Here is a 20,096-nt window from a genome sequence, read left to right on the forward strand (position 1 = left end):
GAGGAAGGAGGGGGCGTGCATGAAGAATAACCGGAAGCCATCTGCCTTCATCAATGATATTCCGCTTAAATACAAGTTTTTGTTTATCTACTTACTGTGTGTGCTCGTCCCCATACTTAGCATCAATGCCCTCTTTTATGTGCAGATCAGTCGTAATGTGGAGGCACGGGAGAGGGAGAATCTGGAGATATCGGTAGACCGGGTGGCCTATGACCTGATGCAGATCGTGAACGAATGCGTGGCGATCAGCAATACGGTGGCTGCGGACCGGCCTTACATGGAGATGATGGATTACGCCTACCCGGATAATGAGGCTTATTATGATGCCTATAATGATTCTCTGAAGGATAAGCTGCGGCAGTACAGCACGCTGCACTCCTATATTTCGTGGATGGGCATATACACCTCTAATCCGACCATCCAGAACGGCAACAGCTATTTCATTCTTTCGTACGCGGATAAGCAGAGTGAATGGTACCGCAAAATCTCAAGCAGCACAGGTAAGGTGCTGCTCACTTCTTATCAGGGAACCGACCCGCTGAATCCGCCGCAGCAGGAGGTGCTGGTCAGCCTGATCCGCAAGCTGGATAACTTCACGGGCCAGCCCTACACGAAATATCTGAGGATTGATCTGCGGCTGAACAATGTACAGGAGCTGTTCCAGAAGGAACGTGACTATCTGGATTTCAAGCTGCTGGACGAGAAGAACCGGGTTGTGCTGGACTCGAACCGTTCCTTCTCCTCGCTGGATGCGAATGCCTTGCTGAATGTGGACACCAGTCTTGACAAGCCTTCCAAGCAGATTGTCCGGGCGCTCAGCAGTGCGGCCTATACCAAGGGCTGGCGGCTGGTCGGAACGCCGGAAGGGCGCAAGATCAACCATGAGATGGAACGCGCGCTCAGGAACTCGCTGATTCTGGTTCTGCTGACGATCATCATTCCGACTCTGCTCATGATCGTGATTATACGCTCCTACAATCTGCGGGTACGGCTGCTCTACAAGCATATGAAGCTGGTCAAATATGAACAATTCGAGAGCATTGATATGTATGAGGGGAAGGATGAGATCGGCGGTCTGATCCGCAGCTTCAATCTGATGACCGGCAAAATCCGCAATCTGATCAATGATGTCTACAAGCTGGAGATCCAGAAGAAGGATCTGGAGCTGGAGCGGGTAAGGGCGGAGCTGAAATATCTGGAGAGTCAGGTAGACCCTCATTTCCTTTTTAATACGCTGAATGCGATCCTGGTCATCTGTAAGAAGTATAAATATGAACAGGTTACCGATGTCATCCGCAATCTGGCCCTGATTATGCGCAGGTTGCTAAGCTGGAAGGATGATCTGATTACGGTGGAGGAGGAGGTATCCTTCATCGAGATGTATCTGCAGATTGAGAAGTTCCGCTTCCAGAACCGGTTCTCTTATGTGCTGGATATTGCGCCTGAGGTGCTGAACTGCCGGATTCCCAAGATGAGTATACAGGCTCTGGTGGAGAATTCCTGCAAGCATGGCCTGCAATCGGTCAAATGGGCCAGGGAAATTCACGTGTCCGCTTCGCGCAATGAGACAGGTCTGCTGATTGTGGTGACTGATAACGGCAAAGGAATCGAGAAGGAGAAGCTGGAATGGATCAAGTCCCATCTGGAGACAGAGGAGGATACAGGACAGAATGTTGGCCTCCGCAATGTGTATAAACGCCTCATGCTGTACTATAACGGCAGAGCCGAGTTCAGTATTGAGAGCACCGAATATGAACGTACGGTCATTACGATCCAGATTCCCGAGGATTTGAGTCTGGTTCCGATGGGGGAGGGAGCTCATGTATAAAGTAGTGCTCGCAGACGATGAGACCATTGCCTTAGAGGGGCTGCGGACGCTGACCGACTGGGAGGAGCTGGGCTTCGAGGTATGCGGTGCCTGCGAGAACGGGGAGGAGGCGCTGGCTGCCATTATCCGCAGCTCGCCCGATCTTGTGATTACGGATATCCGCATGCCCGAGATTGACGGGCTTGAGCTGATCCGGCGCGTACGCAGCCTTGATATGGAGCAGCCGGTCTTCATCGTGCTCAGCGGCTACGGCGAATTCGAATATGCCAGAACAGCCATCCGTTACGGGGTAAGGCATTACCTGCTGAAGCCGGTTATGGATGCGGAATGGGATAAGGTGCTTACGGACATTACGGATGAGCTGGAGCTGCGCCTTAAGCAGACCATGCAGCAGAGTCTGCTGTCCAGCCGTCTGCTGCCGCTTGCCATTGCGCGCATGCTTGAGGGGCACTGGGCGGAGCCGGATGAAGAAGCTGCTGAGCAGATGGACCGCCTGGATGAGGCGGCCACTGGGTGGACGTATGTGCATGTGGAGGGCAATAGCAGCCGGATTACGGAGCTGTGCCGGGAGCTGGCCGGACCGGCCGGTGCGATGCTCATTGATCTGCCCGGGGATCAGGCCGGGCTGGTCGTGGAGAGCTCGGGGGCGGCGGCAGGGCTGGCGGAGCAGCTATACGCCGGGCTGACCCGCAGCGGAGTGAAGGGTTCGGTCAGCATCGGGCCAAGTGTGCGGTCCCTCCGCGAGCTGCCGGTCTCCTACCGCGAAGCGGCAGACGCTGCGGCCCGCCACTATTTCTATTCGGACGGGTGCGGTCCGGTGGATTCGGCCAGTGAAGCCGAGGGCCAGGTTAACTACACGCTGCCTTCCGCAGAGCTGATTGAGGAGATCATCAGCGCAGTGGAGCGGCTGCAGGAGCATAAGGCTGCGGAGAAGCTGGGCGAATTGTTCCGCGGGTTCAAGGAGAACCGGACAGATCCGGGAGTCGTCCAGATGACGGGCATGGATATCATGCTGCGGAGCATGGAGCTGCTGAAGGAATTCGGGGGCGCGGACGATCAGTGGATCGGCACGCTTAATTTTTTCAGAACCGAGCCGAGGTCCCTGGAAGCTCTGCAGGTCACCCTGGAGACGGCGCTCTCCACCAGTATGAACTATATCCGCCAGCACAAGGAGCGTAACTCCGAGCATCCGCTGACCCGCGTGGAATGCTTCCTGCGGGATCATTATCCGGAGCATCTGACGGTGAAAGAGATTGCAGAGCATTTCTATATCAATCCGGTGTATCTGGGCCAGGCCTTCATCAAAAAGCACGGCATCAGCATTCTGGAGTACATTCATAATTTGCGGATCGAAGCAGCCAAGAAGCGGCTGATCGACACTCAGGACACGGTCAGAAGCATTGTGGAGAGCGTCGGTTACGTACACTATCACCATTTCTTAAGAGAGTTCGAGAAACGGACGGCGCTGAAGCCCGTTCAGTTCCGGGCACAGGCCCAATCTGAACAAGGCTAGGGTATCCATTTATTTATTAGGGTCCAAGTCTTTACTATGGTGATGGTAAACGCATTCAAATGCGTTATGATAGAGATAGCTGTCCAAAAATTGTTATTCACAGGAGGTTAGAAAGATGAAGCAAGCCAACAGCGAAATTCCTGCATTACATGAAATGTTTCGGGATGCCTTCAAGATAGGGGCTGCCGTCAGTACTGGCATTATATCTGCTCAGGGTTCTTTTATTGCCAAGCATTACAACAGCGTTACAGCCGAGAATGAAATGAAGCCGGTAGAGGTTCAGCCGGAGGAAGGGAGCTATACCTTCGATGCTGCGGACGGTATCTTCGAATTCGCAGAGACACACGGGATCGGTGTCCGGGGACATACGCTTCTATGGCATAATCAGACAGGGGACTGGATGTTCCGGAATGCAGAGGGAGGCCCTTGCAGCAGAGAGGAATTACTGACCCGCCTGCAGACTCACATTAACACGGTTGTGGGGCGTTACCGGGGACGGGCCTACGCCTGGGATGTGGTGAATGAAGCGATTGAGGATAAATCCGATCAATATCTGCGGGAGACCCGCTGGCTGGAGATGATCGGCGAGGATTATCTCCGCCTGGCTTTTGAGATGGCACATCAGGCAGATCCTGACGCGCTGCTGTTCTACAACGACTATAATGAGACCGATCCTGTCAAAAGCGTCAAAATCCACAAGCTGGTCCGCAGCCTGCTAGATCAGAATACGCCGATTCACGGTATTGGGATGCAGGGACACTGGAATATCTATGGTCCCTCCATTGAGGAGATCCGTAATGCGCTTAAGCTATATGCTTCGCTTGGACTCAAGATCCACATTACCGAGCTGGATCTGTCCGTGTTCCGTCATGACGATAAACGCACGGATTTGAAAGCGCCAACAGCTGAAATGCTGAAGCTTCAGGAAGAGCGTTATGCCGAGATCTTCGCCCTCCTGCTGGAATTCAAAGACTCCATTGATTCGGTGACCTTCTGGGGCGTGGCCGATGACTACACCTGGCTGGACGGCTTCCCGGTCCGCGGACGCAAGAACTGGCCGTTCCTGTTCGATGAACAGAAGCAGCCGAAGGCTTCATTCGCCCGGCTGGCCGAGCTGGCGGCTTCGCAATCTTAATATTCGTCCTAAGCTGAACACCATATCATATCTGGAGGGAATCCAATGACAACTCAATTGAAGCAGGCTGCCGGCAAGGTACAGCCAAATGGCAATCCGCTGGTGGCACACAGATACGGAGCCGATCCTTATGCCCTGGTATTCGGGGACAGAGTCTATCTGTACATGACCAATGATTCGCTGGAGTACGATGAGAGCGGCACCGTAAAAGAGAACAGCTTCAGCAGCATCAATACCATTTCGGTAATCTCCTCTGCCGATCTGGTGAACTGGACGGATCACGGCATTATTGCGGTGGCCGGGCCGGAGGGGGCTGCGAAGTGGGCTACCCAGTCATGGGCGCCGGCAGCGGTCCATAAGGTGATCGGCGGCAAGGACAAGTTCTTCCTGTACTTCTCCAACAATGCCAGCGGCATTGGCGTTCTCTCGAGTGACAGTCCGGTGGGTCCCTGGGTTGACCCTATCGGAGAGGCATTGATTCTGCGCTCCGTGCCGGGAGTCGAGGAGGTAACCTGGCTGTTCGACCCGGCAGTTCTGGTCGATGACGACGGCCAGGGCTATATCTACTTCGGAGGCGGGGTCCCGGAAGGGCAGTTCGCAGATCCGGGCACAGCCCGGGTGATGAGGCTGGGTGAGGATATGACCAGCGTAGTGGGCACTGCCGAAGTGGTTCCGGCCCCGTTCATGTTCGAGGACGCCGGGATTCATAAGTGGAACGGAATCTACTATTATACCTACTGCTCAAACTTCTATGACGGGGAACGGCCGGAAGGCAGCCCTCCTGCAGGCGAGATCGCTTATATGACCAGTGATCATCCTATGGGTCCCTGGACTTATCAGGGGACTATCCTGAAGAATCCGGGACATTTCTTCGGGGTCTCCGGGAACAACCACCATGCGGTATTTGAATTTCATGACAGCTGGTATATTGCTTATCACGCCCAGACCTTATCCAAGGCACAAGGGATTGCGAACGGCTACCGCTCCACCCATCTTAACCGCCTGACTCATCATGAGGACGGGTCCATTCCCGAGATTCATGCGGATTACGAAGGTGTGCAGCAGCTTGCAACGTTGAACCCGTATGAACGGATTCCGGCGGCAACGATGGGCTGGAGCGCGGGAGTGAAGACGGAATCCCTTACTGCCGGAGGCGTGCAGGCGGTTACGGATATTGAGCGCGGCGGCTGGATCGGACTATCCGGGGTAGACTTCGGCAGCGGAGCTGAGTCGTTCCATGTCTCGGTCCTGAGCCTGGAAGCGGGCGGCGTGCTGGAGCTGCATTTGGATGAGCCAGCGGGTCCGGTTATCGGCAGACTGACGGTTTCGGCGGCGGACGGCTCGCAGGAATGGGTGGAATTGAAGACAGAGGTCCAGGGAGCGGAGGGAGTTCACAACCTCTATCTGGTGTTCACAGGGGAGAGCGATAAGGGCTTGTTCAAGCTGGCTGCCTGGCAGTTCACACCACAGCATAACTAACATCAAGGGGGCGGGCAATTTGAATACAGCCAGAATTACCAATCCAGTGATATGGGCAGATGTCCCGGATGTGGATGTCATCCGGGTCGGCCCGGTGTTCTATATGGTCAGTACCAGCATGCACTCCATGCCGGGCTGCCCGATTATGAAATCGGTGAATCTGAAGGACTGGGAGATTGTGGGTTACGTCTATGACACCTTCGAGGACAACGAGGCCCACCGGCTGGAGGACGGCAAAGGCATCTATGCCAGCGGCTCGTGGGCGGCATCGTTGCGTCACAAGAACGGGACCTTCTATGTATGCTTCTCCTCCAATGACATGGATCAGTTCTATATCTACCAGACCCGGAATATTGAGCATGGGCCATGGGAGCGTTCGGTTATTCCGGGGCTGTACCATGACCCGGCGCTGCTGCTGGATGATGACGGCCGCAATTACGTGATCTACGGGAACGGGGATATCCGGGTCCGGGAGCTGACAGCGGATCTGACGGCTGTGAAGCCCGGCGGAACGGATCAGCTGCTGCTGGAAGGCGAGCGAAAGGACATCATGCTGCGGATGGAAGGCTGTCACGCACATAAGCGGGACGGCTACTACTTCCTCTTTTTCATTGAATGGCCGTCGGCGGGGAATCAGCGCAGGCGCCAGCTATGCTACCGGTCCCGGGAGCTGCTGGGTCCATATGAGCACAGGGTTGTTCTGGATGATGATCTGGGCTACCGCAATAACGGCGTGGCGCAAGGCGGGCTGGTGGATACAGAGGAAGGAGACTGGTACGCTGTACTGTTCCAGGATCACGGGGCGGTTGGACGTATTCCCTGCGTGTTCCCTGTGGCCTGGGAGAACGACTGGCCGGTGATCGGGGATGGCGGCAAGGCTCCGGTGTCCTTCGGGACGAAGCTTCCCGCCGGGGAGCCGAAGGCGCTTGTGATCAGCGATGAGTTCGAGTATGCGGAGAACCGGCTGGCGCTCCAGTGGCAATGGAACCATAATCCCGATAACGGGCTATGGTCGGTTACCGAGCGGCCGGGCTGTCTGCGTCTGCGTACAGGCCGGACGGCAGACAGTGTCCTGACGGCGCGCAATACGCTGACCCAGCGGACGGAGGGTCCGGCTTGCAGTGCCGAGACGCTGCTGTATCTGGGCGGCATGAACGAAGGGGACCGGGCCGGCATGGTTGCTCTCCAGTCCGGGTACGGCACGGTTGGGGTGACAGCCGGAGAGCAGGGACAGTTCACCGTGGAGATGTGTATCCAGGGTGACGATGGCGTTGAAGTGGTGGAGAGTATCCCATTCACAGGGGAGCGCATCTCCCTCAGGATTGATTTCAACTTCAAGGATGGTGTGGATGAAGCCAGGTTCTTCTATTCAGGGGATGGTGAGGTGTGGCATTCCATTGGTCAGACCCTGCATATGAAATATACACTGGATCATTTCATGGGCTACCGGATTGGCTTGTTCAATTATGCGACCCGGCAGACCGGCGGCTATGCCGATTTCGGTTATTTCCGTTATCACAGAGAGGATTAAGCCCGGGTCTGGAAATGGGAAGTATATTCGCTGGGTGTCATCGATGTATGCTGTTTGAATATTCTTCCGAAATATGTCAGGCCCGTGAACCCGACTCTGAAGGCCACCTCCTGAATCGAATACCGGCGAAGCTGGAGCAGGCGGCTGGCCTCATGCACCCGCAGCATGTTCACATATTCGATTAAGGTCTTGCCGGTATTCTTTTTGAACAGATGACAAAAGTAGTTGGGGGTCACACAGCAGATCCGTGCGGCCTCCTCCACAGTCAGCGGTTCATGGAAATGGTTGCTAAGGTGAATCAGCAGGGGCTGGATGCCCGTCTCCTGCCGGTCTTTTTTGGAAGGCGGTGCTGTGAACTCTGCCAGGGGATAAGCTAGACCCAGGGAAGAGAACAGGCCGCCTTTGATACATAATTCATACCCGGGGCTCTTGCTCTGGTAGCTGTAAATAATCTGTTCAATGCATCCTCTGATCTGGCGGGTAACCGGCTGGTCCGCCCCATAGAAGGCAGGCAGCCGGATCTCACCGGAGAGGAGCGGCCGGATATGCTGAAGCTCAGTCAGGTCCCGTATACCGTTCAGCAGCGCTTCGTTGTAGACAACCGCATACAGCTCACTGCCATCCTCTGTCGGGTAGGCCGCATGAATCTGCGGACGGCTGACGAAGGCAAGCTCGCCCTGCACCAGCTCTCTGGAGTGGGGGCCGACCTGGACGCGGAAGCGGCCCATGGTCACGAGAATCCATTCGAGATGGTCATGCCAGTGAGGCGGAATAATACTGCGGTCCGGAAAGCAGATATGAAATACATTGATGGGAAACAGGCCCTCGGGAATTTCCGTGTGCTCTTTTTTCCATGGATACGGCTTGTCCTCGAACGCTCCACTCATCTTATTCCCTCCACACAATCGTAATATCGTATGATAGATGCGTACTTTTATGTATAGTATAGCGGCTTTGCACTCTTTATAATGTGGTTGCAACCTTATTATAGAACTGTTGGAGGGATCGCGCTATGTTTCGTGAAGAGAATGGCAGACTGATCAGAGAATATGACCATGAGAGAGTCTGGATAGAGCCTTGGGGAGAGCATTCGCTGCGTATCCGGGCTTCGTATGCGGAGATTACCGATGAGCAGTGGGCACTTCTGCCTGCTGTGCAGACGCTGAGTCATATATCGATTACCCCAGAACGTGCGACGATTGTGAACGGGAATATCCGGGCGGAAATAACAGATAAGGGACAGATATTCTTCTATAACCAGCATGGCAAGCTGCTTCTTAACGAGACGGAGGATACCTATCAGTTAAAATACGGGGGCAGAGAGCTAAGCGCCATCCCCGGCAGCAGTGACTTCTCCGTGAAGCTCCGGCTGGAGGCGGACCCGCAAGAGAAGCTGTATGGCATGGGGCAGTATCAGCACTCTTTCCTGAACCTGAAAGGCTGCTCGCTGGAGTTGACCCACCGCAACAGCCAGATTAGCATTCCGTTCGTGCTGTCCAGCGCCGGTTACGGGTTCCTGTGGCATAATCCGGCGATCGGACAGGCGCATTTCAGCCTGAATGTGACCGAATGGACAGCCCCATCCACCAAGCAGCTGGATTATTGGATCACCGCCGGTGACTCGCCTGCCGAGATCGAGGAGGCATATGCCAAGGCTACGGGAACCGTGCCGATGATGCCGGAGTATGGCATGGGGTTCTGGCAATGCAAGCTCCGCTACCGTACGCAGGAGGAATTGCTGGAGGTGGCGAGGGAGCATAAACGGCGGGGTCTGCCGATCGACGTCATCGTGATTGATTTCTTCCACTGGACGAATCAGGGGGACTGGCGGTTTGACCCGGAATATTGGCCCGATCCTGAGGCGATGGTGCAGGAGCTGCAGGAGCTGGGCATTGAGCTGATGGTCTCGGTCTGGCCGACTGTCCAGACGGAGAGCGAGAATTATAAGGAGATGCTGGAGAAAGGGTACCTGTTGCGCTCGGACCGCGGAGTGCGGACGCAATTCCAGTTTCTAGGCCAGAATGCGATTTTCGATGCGACGAATCCGGAGGCCCGCAAGTTCCTGTGGGGACTGATTAAGCAGAATTATTATGATAAAGGGATCAAGGTCTTCTGGCTCGATGAGGCGGAGCCGGAGCTGACGGTCTATGACCATGATATCTACCGTTATCATATCGGCTCCAGTAAGCAGATCGGCAATATTTACCCCATGAAATACAGCCAGACCTTCTATGACGGCATGGCGGCTGAAGGCCAGGAGAATATCATCAATCTGGTCCGTACTGCCTGGGCGGGCAGCCAGCGCTACGGGGCGCTCGTATGGTCCGGAGATATTCACTCCAGCTTCAAGGTGCTCAGCATTCAGGTTCGGGCCGGACTGAATATGGCCGTGGCCGGGATTCCATGGTGGACCACCGACATCGGCGGCTTCCACGGGGGCAATCCGGCAGATGCCTCCTTCCGGGAGCTGATGGTCCGCTGGTTCCAGTACGGCGCGTTCTCTCCGGTGTTCAGGCTGCACGGGGACCGTTCCCCTTTTGTTCAGCCCACCGGAACGCGGGGCGGGGGCGTATGCGGAAGCGGCTCGGATAATGAAGTGTGGAGCTACGGGGATGAGGCGTATGTCATCTTCAAGGAGTTCATGCAGATGCGGGAGCGGCTGAAGCCGTATATCCGCGGGCTGATGCAGGCGGCACATGAGAAGGGCACGCCGCCTATGCGTCCATTGTTCTATGATTTCCCTCAGGACCCGGCGGCCTGGGATATCGAGGACCAGTATATGTTCGGTCCCGACCTATTGGTCGCCCCGGTGCTGGGCGAGGGTGAACGGGCACGCAAGGTATATCTGCCGTCCGGCTCAGAGTGGACCCATGTCTATACCGGGACTGCCTATGCCGGCGGACAGGCTATTACGGTCGATGCGCCGCTTACGCAGATTCCGCTGTTTGTGCGGGACGGTGCCGTGCTGCCGTTGCTTGGCGGGGAAGAAGTATAAAAGAAAAGTCAAACAGAGCAGCGATTCTCCGGTGGAGGGTCGCTGCTCTTGGTTATCAGGCCAAATGTATGCGAAAAACCGAACACAATGGGCAGTGCGGGTGCGTGTGGGCTGAATGTATATGAAAAACCGAACACATTGGACAGTGCGGGTGCGTGTGGAAACAATGGGCAGTACCGGGTGCGTGTGGAGCAAATGTAGTCGAAAAACCGATCACATTTGGCTAGGCGGAGGCGCGAGGATGGAATGTAGTCGAAAAACCGATTACATTTGGCATGGCAGAGGCGCGAGGATGAAATGTAATCGAAAAACCGATTACATTTGGCTAGGCGGAGGCGCGAGGATGGAATGTAATCGAAAAACCGATTACATTGGGCGGCGGCGAGAGAGTGCCCATAGTTGGAGCAACGATGTATTCACATTTCCACATACCCTTTGCCATACTCCTAACTAACTCCCACCATAGCCTCGTCTAACTCCGACCCTATTACACTCCCGCTATTCCCCCTTCCGAATCAGCGGTTGCTTGGAAGCCAGACGCTCCCGGTAGGCGCGGGGGGAGAAGCCGGTCAGCTGGCGGAATTGGCGGCAGAAATGCTCGACATTGGCGTAGCCGCAGAGGGCGGCGATCTCGGCAATTTTGTGCTGGCCGAAGCCCAGCTTCTCCTTGGCCAGCCGAATCCGGCATTGGATGACATCCTCCATGCAGGAGATGCCGAAGGCGGATTTGTAGATGGTCTGGAGGTAGCCGGTGCTGATGTGCAGATACCCGGCCATCGAGGATACAGTCCAAGGGTGGCCCGGATTGCTGTACAGCGTCTTGCGCAGCTCCAGCAGATTATAATACTGCGGTGTCAGCTTGTCCTGGGACGCTTCGGACAGCTTGTTGAACAAGAGGCGGAACAGGTAGTCAATGGACAACTCCCTGTAATCGTTCTGGAACGAGTTCTCCAGCGTCAGCAGCTGGAACAGCTGATGGCAATACCCGGGGTCGGGCAGGGAGAACGGGCTGCCCAGCGGCAGGACGCTTTCGGTGATATACGATTCATCCGCATCGAAACGGACCCAGTCGTTGACATACCTGCGGGAGCAGGCGCGGTAATAGATGTTGTGCCCTGGAGGATACAAAGCGACAGAGTGAGCGGGAAACTCCTTCAATTCACCGTCCACTTCAAACACCGCCGGGGTCTGGGTCAGGACAAGAAGCCAGGCGTCCAGTCCTTCGGGGATACTGTAGACGAAATTGGCCGGATGTGCGGCATCGTATTCCACGTAATGAATTGTGGGCATGGGCTTCTCCTTTCTGCGGATAGATCAATTAATGGTCAGTAAATATCATTGTTAGTATATTAGTGAATCTCTATAATTTGTAGTGGATATAAGAGTGAATTCGAAGGTTAACCGAACAGTGCGTGATTATTATTATTAGTAATTATCAATAGGAAGGAAGGTTATGGATCCATGATACCACAACAAAACGAAGATCGGAAAGATATCCTTTGCTATACAAGACTGCCGCAGGAGGATATCGTGTATGCATCGAAGCTGGCTTATAGTATGCACCTGGCTTACAAGACGGAGAGGGGCCAGTATCAGGCATTGAATCATAACTCGGGTGTCCTGTTCGCCAAGGCGACGGAGAATGAGGATGGGACACTCCGGGCCAAAAGCCTGAAGCAGCCGTATCTCTTCTACCTGGCAGACGGGAATTTCGGCGTCCTTGCCGTGCGCACCGAGGCAGACGGTGAAGCGGATGACCAAAGCAAGGGGAAGGTACTGCTATTCTCTTCGGCCGATCTCCTGCAATACAGTGAGATTGGACTGCTGGAGCTTAAGGCAGACACGCATGTAAGCGATGTCTCCTGCACCTATGACCCGCAGCGCAGCGGTTACCTGATCCGTTGGATCGACGGGCAGGGTCAGGGCTATGAGAATTTCACCGCCGACATCATGAGCCTTACGAATGTATCGGAACCGGTGGAAGCGGAGCCGTTCACGCTGGAAGCGGTGCAGGCGGAGATCGAGGGAATCCAGCCGCGTAATGTGATCTCTATCTCCGCCGGGATCGCCCGCAGACTCTTCTGCAAGCTTACGGTGCCGGAGAACATTGCTGTCGTAGTACCGGACCGTGTGAATGCGGCATCGGTGGAGGATGTGAAGGCAGTCCGGGCAACGGCCCTTTACAGTGATGGTACGCAGGCTGCCAAAAGAGTCCATTGGAACACGGATGCCATCAACTGGGACGAGGCCGGAACCTACAGCATCTCCGGGAAGATCCATCAGGATCACTTTCCATTCCCGGTTGCGCTTAACCGTGCGGACCCTTGCATTGCAGAGTGGAGGGGGAAGTATTATTTCATTGCGACTAATGATGCGGATAAGGAACATACGTTGTATATGAGGGAAGCCGATACGATTCCCGGGCTGGTAACAGCTGAGGAAGCCCTGATCCTCGATTCCTCCACGTATGAAGAGATTGGCGGCCTGCTGTGGGCACCGGAACTCCATATCATTGAAGACGAGCTGTATATTTTTCATGCCGCAACACCCGGCGAGTTCTTCCATGAGGAATCACATGTGATGAAGCTGAATCCGGGCGGGAATCCTATGAATGCGGCGGACTGGTCCAAGCCCCGCCGGGTAGTGAAGAAGGACGGCAGTTATCTGTGCGAGGCAGGCAAGACGATCTCTCTGGATATGACGGTCATCCGCTGGAATGGCCAGCTCTATGCCGCATGGTCGGAGCGCCAATTCCTGCCGGTGGATCTGGGAGCCTGGGTCTATATTGCCACGATTGACCCGCAGGAGCCGTGGAAGCTGACCAGTGATCCGGTGCTGCTGACCCGGCCGGATTACGGCTGGGCCAATAACCATACGTTCGTGGATGAAGGTCCGTTCGCTCTGTACACCGATGAGAAGCTGTACGTGACTTTTGCCAGTGCAGCGGTGGATGCTACTTATGTGGTCGGTCTGCTGACCGCAGACAAGGGGGCAGATTTGCTGGATATCAAGAGCTGGACCAAGGGCAATTATCCGCTGCTGACCTCCAGAAGCGTGCCGGGGGAATACGGCCCGGGTCATAATTCCTATGTGACGGACGAGGACGGGGTCATCTGGAACGCCTACCACGCCAGACCTGGAATCGAGGGACCGCGCAGCTCCGGCCTGCGCCGTGTGCATTTTGACATTGATGGTGCTCCCGTTCTGGATCTTACCGAGGAGAAGGACCTGAATCCGGGCCTGAAGCAGGTATCCATGGAAGTCATCGTAGGCTAGACTACGGGCCCGCCTAACTCTATAATATTCCTTATCATCGGGGAATCCTTGACCGTTTACTTAGGCCGGGGATTCCCTTTGTTTCACGATCTTACCGGAGGAGTGGATGCTGAAGTGTACGGGATCATTATTGTCGATGATGAGCTGTTTGTCCGCAAGGGCCTGATCGGAATGATTGACTGGGAGGGCAGCGGATTCCGGATAGTGGATGAGGCGGACAACGGGGAAGATGCGCTGGAGCTGATCCGGGCCAAGCGGCCGCAGCTCGTAATCACCGATATCCGCATGCCGGTCCTGGATGGCATCGGGCTGATTGAGGCGGTGACCGAGGAGCAGCTTGGAACGGAATTTATCATTATCAGCGGATATAACGATTTCCGGTATGCCCAGCAGGCTGTCCGGTATGGCGTGCTGGACTATGTGCTGAAGCCGATTAATGAGCACGAAATTGTGAAAGCGCTTCATAAGTTCCGCGATTTATTCACTGCGCGCAAGCAGCTCCAGGACCGGCTGAGCATTCATGAGGGAGTGAAGCGGGTGGAGGCGCTGATCCGGGGGGAAGCGGCGGATGAAGTGCTTGACGCCTGGGAGCAGCAGTGGATAGAGGCGGGGTCCCGCCAGTTCACCTATGTGTTGCTGGAGGTGAACAATGTGTTCCCCTGGAGCGGGCAGTCCATGCCCGGGAAGGCGGAGCTGAAGGATGCGATCCGGCAGGCGGTGCAGCAGTTCACAGCAGAGACGCCTATTATCTATGAGCACCGGAGGTTCTTCGGCTTCATTGTGCCGGAACATTATCTGGCGAACCATGAAGGGGAGCTGCGCAGCTTCGTGGCGGATTGTCTAAGCAAGCTCTACGAGCGTTATCCCCTGCAGGTTCAGGCGTATGCGGGCAGGCCGGTAAGCACACTTCAGGAGCTGAAGCATTCGTATACCTCGGCCAAGGAGACGGTGGAGTACAAATATGTCCGGCCTGCCCAGCCGATTCTGCTGTCCTCTGATATTGCCGGTCTGTCCCTGAACTACATCCATGCCAGTAGTAGGGTGTTTCAGGCGCTGATTGAAGCGATTGAGGAGAATCAGCACACGGAGATCATGGGCGGGATCGGTAAGCTGTTCGCAGAATTTCAGGAGAAGCTGGTCTCCCGGGAAGCGATGAAGGCCGTAGCCATTCAATGCGTCCATAGTGTGCTGCATACTATACGGAGCATGGAGGGGGATGAGAAGCAGCTGGCGAGCCTTGTCCCGATGATGAACTGGCCGGATCATAACATCACCCTTGCGGAGCTGAGGTCCTTGTTCGAAGCCTTTGCGCTGGAAGCGGCGGAGCGGATTCAAGAGCTGTACCAGAGCTACGGCAGCAGCGGGCTGTACCGGATCAAGTGCTATGTGGACCGGAACTTCCATGAGAACCTGAACCTCAAGCAGATCGCAGGCCAGTTCTATATGAACTCAGCCTATCTTGGCCAGGTGTTCAAGAAGAATTACGGCATGTACTTCAATGACTATCTGCTCCAGCTGCGTATCACCGAGGCCAAGAAGCTGCTGCGGCAGACCGATCTGCGGATCTATGAAATCGCCGAGCAGGTCGGATTCAAGAATGCCGATTATTTCGTCACCCAGTTCGAGAAGCTGGAGCAGAGAACGCCTACAGAATATAGAAACCGGACGGGCAACCGTTAATGCCAGGAGGGGGCGCTGCATGAAGCTGCTGAATAATATCCGGCTCAGGAATAAAATGTTCCTCGTCTATTTTCTCGGGGTCATCGCTCCGATTATTCTCACGAATGTGATCTTCTACAACACGATTACCGGAAATGTGAAGGCGCAGCGGATCAAGGACATCGATCTGGCGGTGGAACAGATTAAGAATGAGTTCCGGCTGATGGTGGATCAGGCCGTGGGCTTGTCCTCTTTTTTCTATGCGGATTACAAGACCAATGAGGTGCTGGACCGTAACTTCACACAGACCGAAGACTATGTCGAGGCTTACGACCTCTATCTCAGGTCCACCCTGAACAACTATTCCCCGTTCTCTTCCTCGCTGCAAAACAAGACCATCTATGTGGATAACCCCACGCTGCTGAATTCTGGGAATATCGGGATCCTGGCCGGGGAGGTCCGTGAGAGTGTCTGGTATAAGGAGTGGATGCAGGAAGCCTCCTCCCAGCCGATATTTGTGCGGGTTAATGAAGCAGACGGCCGCTTTCAGTCCTTCTCCGTGCTAAGGCGGATGGATTACTTCGCGGACCGGATGGACAAGGAGAAGCTGGTGAAGATTGATTTTAAGACGATTGATCTGATGGAGGTCTTCGCCAATCTGAACGTGCAGGGGGATGTGTATCTGCTGGGGCCGGAGGGGCGGATTGAATATACGACTAACCGGGCCATAGACTGGCAGGGGAAGGACCGGCAGCTGTATGCCTCCCTGAAGCAGGAGCAACTTATTGATTTCGAGAAGGAATACGGCAGTATCAGCTATCTGTCTGGCTGGCGGATTGTCGGCACAGTGAATGAGAAGGAGATCATCAAGGAGGTGCTGAAATCCCGCTATTTCATCCTCTGGTCAGCCTGCCTGATGATGATTGTCCCCACCGTTATTATTCTGATTATTACCCGTTCGATCAACCTCCGGATTATTGAGATCCTGAAGCATATGAAAAAGGTGAAGACGCAGCAGTTCCAGATGATCATGCACGGAGAATCGCGCGATGAGATCGGTCAGCTGACCCTGGAGTTCAACAGTATGATTATGCAGATTAAGGCTCTGATTAACGATGTGTATCTTACAGAGATTCAGAAGAAGTCGCTGGAGCTGGAGCGGCGGAAGGCGCAGCTTAATGCTCTGCAGAGCCAGATTAACCCGCACTTCCTGTTCAATGCGCTGGAGACGATTCGGATGCGGAGCCTGCTGAAGCAGGAGAACGAGACGGCCAAAATCATCCAGAGCATGGCGATGATCCTGCGCAGCTCGCTGACCTGGAATAAGGAGTGGGTAAGCGTGGAGGAGGAGCTGGGCTTCATTCTCTGTTTTCTGGATATCCAGAAATACCGGTTCGAGGATAAGCTGAGCTATCATATCGAGGTGCAGCCTGAGGCCTACGCCTGCGTTGTCCCCAAAATGGTGTTCCTGCCCTTCGTGGAGAACGCCAGTATTCATGGCATCGAGCCGCTCAAAAAAGGCGGAAGCATTAAGATCCGCATCAGCGTGGAGGGGGATAAGGTGGTCTTCCAAGTGGCGGACAACGGGATTGGCATGAGCAGTGAGCAGGTTGACACTCTGTACGGATACCTCGACATGGAAGGGATTATCGGCGAGCGTATCGGAATACAGAATGTAATCTACAGAGTAACCATGCTGTATGGCAGGCGCGCAATCTTCCAGGTGGACAGCAGACCGGGTGAAGGGACACGGATTGAGCTGAGAATTCCAGTTCATCCATAGTTTTCAAAGGAGAAGCCATAATTTCACGGGTAACGGAGAAATGTAAACGCTTTTATACTAAAGAAGCACTAAACCATGAATATACAAGGGGGAGTACAGGCAATGGGTAAAAGCAAGAGAATATGGCTTCTCGCTCTGACGGCAGTCGTCTCATTATCCGTGGTGACGGCTTGCTCGGGGCCTAATAATGCCAAGAAGAATACGGGGACGACGGAGCCGACAAGCGCTGCCGCTACCACAGAGACCGAACCCAAGCAGGATAAGGTAACGTTCAAAATCTTCAACGGGGTGGCCGGCTCGAAGGACGGAAATACCAATGAGACGACCATCGGCAAGCTGCTGGAGGATCAGACCGGTGTCAATTTCAAGCTGGAATTCGTGGTGGGCGACCTCAATACCAAGATCGGAACCATGATTGCCGCCAACGATTACCCGGATGTGCTGATTCCCGATGCCGCTATAGAGGAAGTGCTGAATGCCGGCGCATTCATCCCGCTTGACGAGCTGATTGAGAAGTACGGGCCGAATATCCAGCGTGTGTATGGCAAGTCGCTGAATCAGATGCGCTCCAAGGACGGTAAAATCTATTTCCTGCCGATTGCCGCCCAGGTGAACGATTTCATTCCTGAGCCGGAAGCCGGTGCGGGGTTCTGGGTTCAGCGCCGTGTGCTGGAGGAAGCGGGTTATCCGAAGATCAAGACGCTGGATCAATATATAGAGCTGATTAAGAATTACCGCGACAAGCACAAGGATGAGAATCTGACGGGCATGGTCTCCCTTACGCATGACTGGAGATTCTTCGCCACCTCCAACCCGCCGATGCATCTGATGGGCTATCCGAATGACGGTAACGTTACAGTGGATACCAACACCTGGGAAGCCAAGACCTATGCCGGTGCCGAGTCCACCAAGAAATGGCTGAAGGCGCTGAATGACCTTAATGCTGCTGGTCTGTTCGACAAGGCCTCCTTCGTAGATAACTATGACCAGTATATTGCAAAATTGACGTCCCACAAGGTGCTCGGCTTCTTCGACTACCGCTGGCAGGTGGATAATGCGCTGAATGTGCTGAAGGATGCCGCCCGTAAAGACCCTTCTCTGGACGGCTTCAAGTATTTCCCGCTGCCGGTAACCTTCGAGGAGGGCACCCCTGATGCCTATCTTGATCCGCCTGGGGGCCTGGTAACGAATCGCGGAATCGGGATTACCGTCAGTGCCAAAGACCCGGTCCGCATCATCCAGTTCTTCGACAACATGCTGACCGAAGAGAACCAGACCCTGATGTCCTGGGGCATCAAAGGCGAGACGTATGAAGTGAATGAGAAGGGCCGCTACTACCGTACGCAGGAGCAGATCGACAAGATTGACGAGCCGTTCAGAGAGAGCTTCGGCTTCAAGTACTTCAGCTGGAACTGGCCGATGTACAACACCACCTCTACCCTGGCTGACGGGAATGCCAAGAATGTTGCCAGCCAGCCGGAGGTCTTCCAGATGACGCTGACCGACGAGGATAAGGCGATCTTAGAGAAATACGGCGTACAGACCTATAGCCAGCTGTTCGCTGAACCGGTTCCGCGTCCATACTTCCCGGCGTGGGGCTTCGCGAAGGAGCAGAATTCCCCGGAACAGCTCTGGGAAGCCAGCAAGGATGAAATGACGAAGAAATATTTCCCTAAGCTGGTGCTGACGACTCCCGATAAGTTCGAAGCAGTCTGGGAGGAATACATGAAGGAATTCGGCAAGCTCGATACTGCGGGTTATGAGAAATGGACCACTGAGCAAGTCAAAGCGAAGGTCGAACTGGCGAACCAATAGCCGCCGGAATCGGCGGGAAAGACCAGGGCTGTACCGAGATGCTGGTCTTTCCTGCTTGCCGCTTAGACACCCCGGTGCGCTGAAGGAGAGAGATACGGATGGATAAAAATACGGTACCCGCGTTATCCCGGCCAGCGGCGGATAAGGAGCCGGGCCGGATGAGGCTGTTCTTCAAAAAGCTGGGCCAGCAGCGGGCCTTGGCAGTGATGTCAGTCCCTTTTCTAATCTGGCTATTTGTATTCAAATACTTGCCGCTGTGGGGCTGGAGCATTGCCTTCCAGGATTATAAGCCGGCCAGGAAGTTCATGGAGCAGACCTGGATTGGCTTCGAGCATTTCAAATTTCTGTTCGGGGATGACCGCTTCCTCCGGGTGCTCCGCAATACGCTGGCGATGAGCTCGATTAACCTGTTCTTCGGCTTCGTCACCGCGATCACCCTTGCGTTGCTGCTTAATGAAATACGCAATATTGCCTTCAAGCGTGTAGTGCAGACTGTCAGTTATTTGCCGCATTTTATCTCCTGGGTCGTGGCGGCGAGCATCATTCAGACGACGCTGTCCCCGGATGGTACGATTAACCAGCTGCTGGTGGGTCTGGGCTTCCTGGACCGCGGCAATGAAATCCTGTTCCTGGGTATCCCGGAATACTTCTGGACCATCTTCGGAGCCAGCTCCGTCTGGAAGGATATCGGCTGGAACACCATCGTCTACCTGGCCGCTATGACGACGATTGATCCCACGCAGTATGAAGCAGCGGAGATCGACGGCGCGAACCGGTTCAAGAAAATGATCTATGTCACGCTTCCGGGCATCAAGTCTGTTGTAATTGTCCTGCTCATTATGAATATCGGCTATCTGCTGGAATCGGGATTCGAGCCGCAGTACCTGCTGGGCAACGGCATGAATGTGGACTATTCCGAGAACATTGATATATTCGTACTGAAATACGGAATTGCCCAGAGTAATTTCTCCCTGTCCATCGCAGCGGGAATGTTCAAGACGGTCGTCAGCTTCATCCTGCTGTTCATGGCGAATAATGCCGCGAAGCGCATGGGCGAAGCCAGGCTGTATTAATAAAGGAGG

At 54.6% G+C, this 20,096-nt stretch carries 13 protein-coding genes; 11 read left to right on the forward strand and 2 right to left on the reverse strand.

Translation table 11 applies throughout. From position 1 onward, the window contains the following. Window positions 1-19 precede the first annotated feature (19 nt). From MKY86_RS10465 to MKY86_RS10485, 5 genes are all read left to right on the forward strand, one after another. On the forward strand, window positions 20-1,828 hold the full coding sequence (locus tag MKY86_RS10465; protein WP_076073613.1) for a sensor histidine kinase: 1,809 nt from the start codon (window positions 20-22) through the stop codon (window positions 1,826-1,828). Next, window positions 1,821-3,341 carry a response regulator gene (locus MKY86_RS10470; protein WP_076073616.1) on the forward strand — a complete coding sequence of 507 codons (1,521 nt, stop codon included), beginning with the start codon at window positions 1,821-1,823 and terminating at the stop codon, window positions 3,339-3,341. Before MKY86_RS10465 ends, MKY86_RS10470 begins: the two co-directional genes overlap by 8 nt. A 115-nt stretch (window positions 3,342-3,456) precedes the next feature. After that, window positions 3,457-4,476: an endo-1,4-beta-xylanase gene (locus tag MKY86_RS10475; protein ID WP_076073618.1), complete on the forward strand. Its 1,020-nt coding sequence runs from the start codon at window positions 3,457-3,459 to the stop codon at window positions 4,474-4,476. A gap of 45 nt (window positions 4,477-4,521) precedes the next feature. Next, complete coding sequence (locus tag MKY86_RS10480) at window positions 4,522-5,955, forward strand: glycoside hydrolase family 43 protein (RefSeq protein WP_076073621.1); 1,434 nt, start codon at window positions 4,522-4,524, stop codon at window positions 5,953-5,955. A 19-nt stretch (window positions 5,956-5,974) separates the two neighbouring features. Then, window positions 5,975-7,486 carry a glycoside hydrolase family 43 protein gene (locus MKY86_RS10485; RefSeq protein WP_076073623.1) on the forward strand — a complete coding sequence of 504 codons (1,512 nt, stop codon included), beginning with the start codon at window positions 5,975-5,977 and terminating at the stop codon, window positions 7,484-7,486. On the opposite strand, the gene MKY86_RS10490 is transcribed toward MKY86_RS10485, so the two are convergent. Then, window positions 7,483-8,373, reverse strand: a complete 891-nt coding sequence (locus MKY86_RS10490) for a helix-turn-helix transcriptional regulator (RefSeq protein ID WP_076073626.1) — start codon at window positions 8,371-8,373, stop codon at window positions 7,483-7,485. The genes MKY86_RS10485 and MKY86_RS10490 overlap by 4 nt on opposite strands. Window positions 8,374-8,498: 125 nt before the next feature. Between MKY86_RS10490 and MKY86_RS10495 the strand changes: the two genes are divergently transcribed. Further along, on the forward strand, window positions 8,499-10,481 hold the full coding sequence (locus MKY86_RS10495) for a glycoside hydrolase family 31 protein (protein WP_076073629.1): 1,983 nt from the start codon (window positions 8,499-8,501) through the stop codon (window positions 10,479-10,481). A 498-nt stretch (window positions 10,482-10,979) separates the two neighbouring features. Here the strand turns inward: MKY86_RS10495 and MKY86_RS10500 are convergent, their stop codons facing one another. Beyond that, window positions 10,980-11,771, reverse strand: a complete 792-nt coding sequence (locus tag MKY86_RS10500) for a helix-turn-helix transcriptional regulator (RefSeq protein WP_076073631.1) — start codon at window positions 11,769-11,771, stop codon at window positions 10,980-10,982. Window positions 11,772-12,011: 240 nt separating this feature from the next. Between MKY86_RS10500 and MKY86_RS10505 the strand changes: the two genes are divergently transcribed. The 5 genes from MKY86_RS10505 (at window position 12,012) to MKY86_RS10525 (ending at window position 20,087) form a co-directional block, all read left to right on the forward strand. After that, on the forward strand, window positions 12,012-13,757 hold the full coding sequence (locus MKY86_RS10505) for a family 43 glycosylhydrolase (protein ID WP_340826850.1): 1,746 nt from the start codon (window positions 12,012-12,014) through the stop codon (window positions 13,755-13,757). A 78-nt stretch (window positions 13,758-13,835) separates the two neighbouring features. Next, on the forward strand, window positions 13,836-15,437 hold the full coding sequence (locus tag MKY86_RS10510) for a response regulator (RefSeq protein WP_143803488.1): 1,602 nt from the start codon (window positions 13,836-13,838) through the stop codon (window positions 15,435-15,437). 19 nt (window positions 15,438-15,456) lie between these two features. Further along, complete coding sequence (locus MKY86_RS10515; protein ID WP_076073637.1) at window positions 15,457-17,199, forward strand: sensor histidine kinase; 1,743 nt, start codon at window positions 15,457-15,459, stop codon at window positions 17,197-17,199. A 102-nt stretch (window positions 17,200-17,301) separates the two neighbouring features. Next, complete coding sequence (locus MKY86_RS10520) at window positions 17,302-19,014, forward strand: ABC transporter substrate-binding protein (protein ID WP_076073639.1); 1,713 nt, start codon at window positions 17,302-17,304, stop codon at window positions 19,012-19,014. A 98-nt stretch (window positions 19,015-19,112) separates the two neighbouring features. Then, window positions 19,113-20,087 carry an ABC transporter permease gene (locus MKY86_RS10525; protein WP_036693425.1) on the forward strand — a complete coding sequence of 325 codons (975 nt, stop codon included), beginning with the start codon at window positions 19,113-19,115 and terminating at the stop codon, window positions 20,085-20,087. Window positions 20,088-20,096 lie beyond the last annotated feature (9 nt).

The sequence above is a fragment of the Paenibacillus sp. FSL R7-0333 genome, from assembly GCF_038000365.1.
GTDB lineage: Bacteria > Bacillota > Bacilli > Paenibacillales > Paenibacillaceae > Paenibacillus_AQ > Paenibacillus_AQ silagei.

Coding starts and splice junctions, on each gene's coding strand:
- MKY86_RS10465 (WP_076073613.1), top strand. CDS start 20: ATGAAGAATAACCGGAAGCCATCTGCCTTCATCAATGATATTCCGCTT.
- MKY86_RS10470 (WP_076073616.1), top strand. CDS start 1,821: ATGTATAAAGTAGTGCTCGCAGACGATGAGACCATTGCCTTAGAGGGG.
- MKY86_RS10500 (WP_076073631.1), bottom strand. CDS start 11,771: ATGCCCACAATTCATTACGTGGAATACGATGCCGCACATCCGGCCAAT.
- MKY86_RS10515 (WP_076073637.1), top strand. CDS start 15,457: ATGAAGCTGCTGAATAATATCCGGCTCAGGAATAAAATGTTCCTCGTC.
- MKY86_RS10520 (WP_076073639.1), top strand. CDS start 17,302: ATGGGTAAAAGCAAGAGAATATGGCTTCTCGCTCTGACGGCAGTCGTC.
- MKY86_RS10490 (WP_076073626.1), bottom strand. CDS start 8,373: ATGAGTGGAGCGTTCGAGGACAAGCCGTATCCATGGAAAAAAGAGCAC.
- MKY86_RS10525 (WP_036693425.1), top strand. CDS start 19,113: ATGGATAAAAATACGGTACCCGCGTTATCCCGGCCAGCGGCGGATAAG.
- MKY86_RS10495 (WP_076073629.1), top strand. CDS start 8,499: ATGTTTCGTGAAGAGAATGGCAGACTGATCAGAGAATATGACCATGAG.
- MKY86_RS10475 (WP_076073618.1), top strand. CDS start 3,457: ATGAAGCAAGCCAACAGCGAAATTCCTGCATTACATGAAATGTTTCGG.
- MKY86_RS10480 (WP_076073621.1), top strand. CDS start 4,522: ATGACAACTCAATTGAAGCAGGCTGCCGGCAAGGTACAGCCAAATGGC.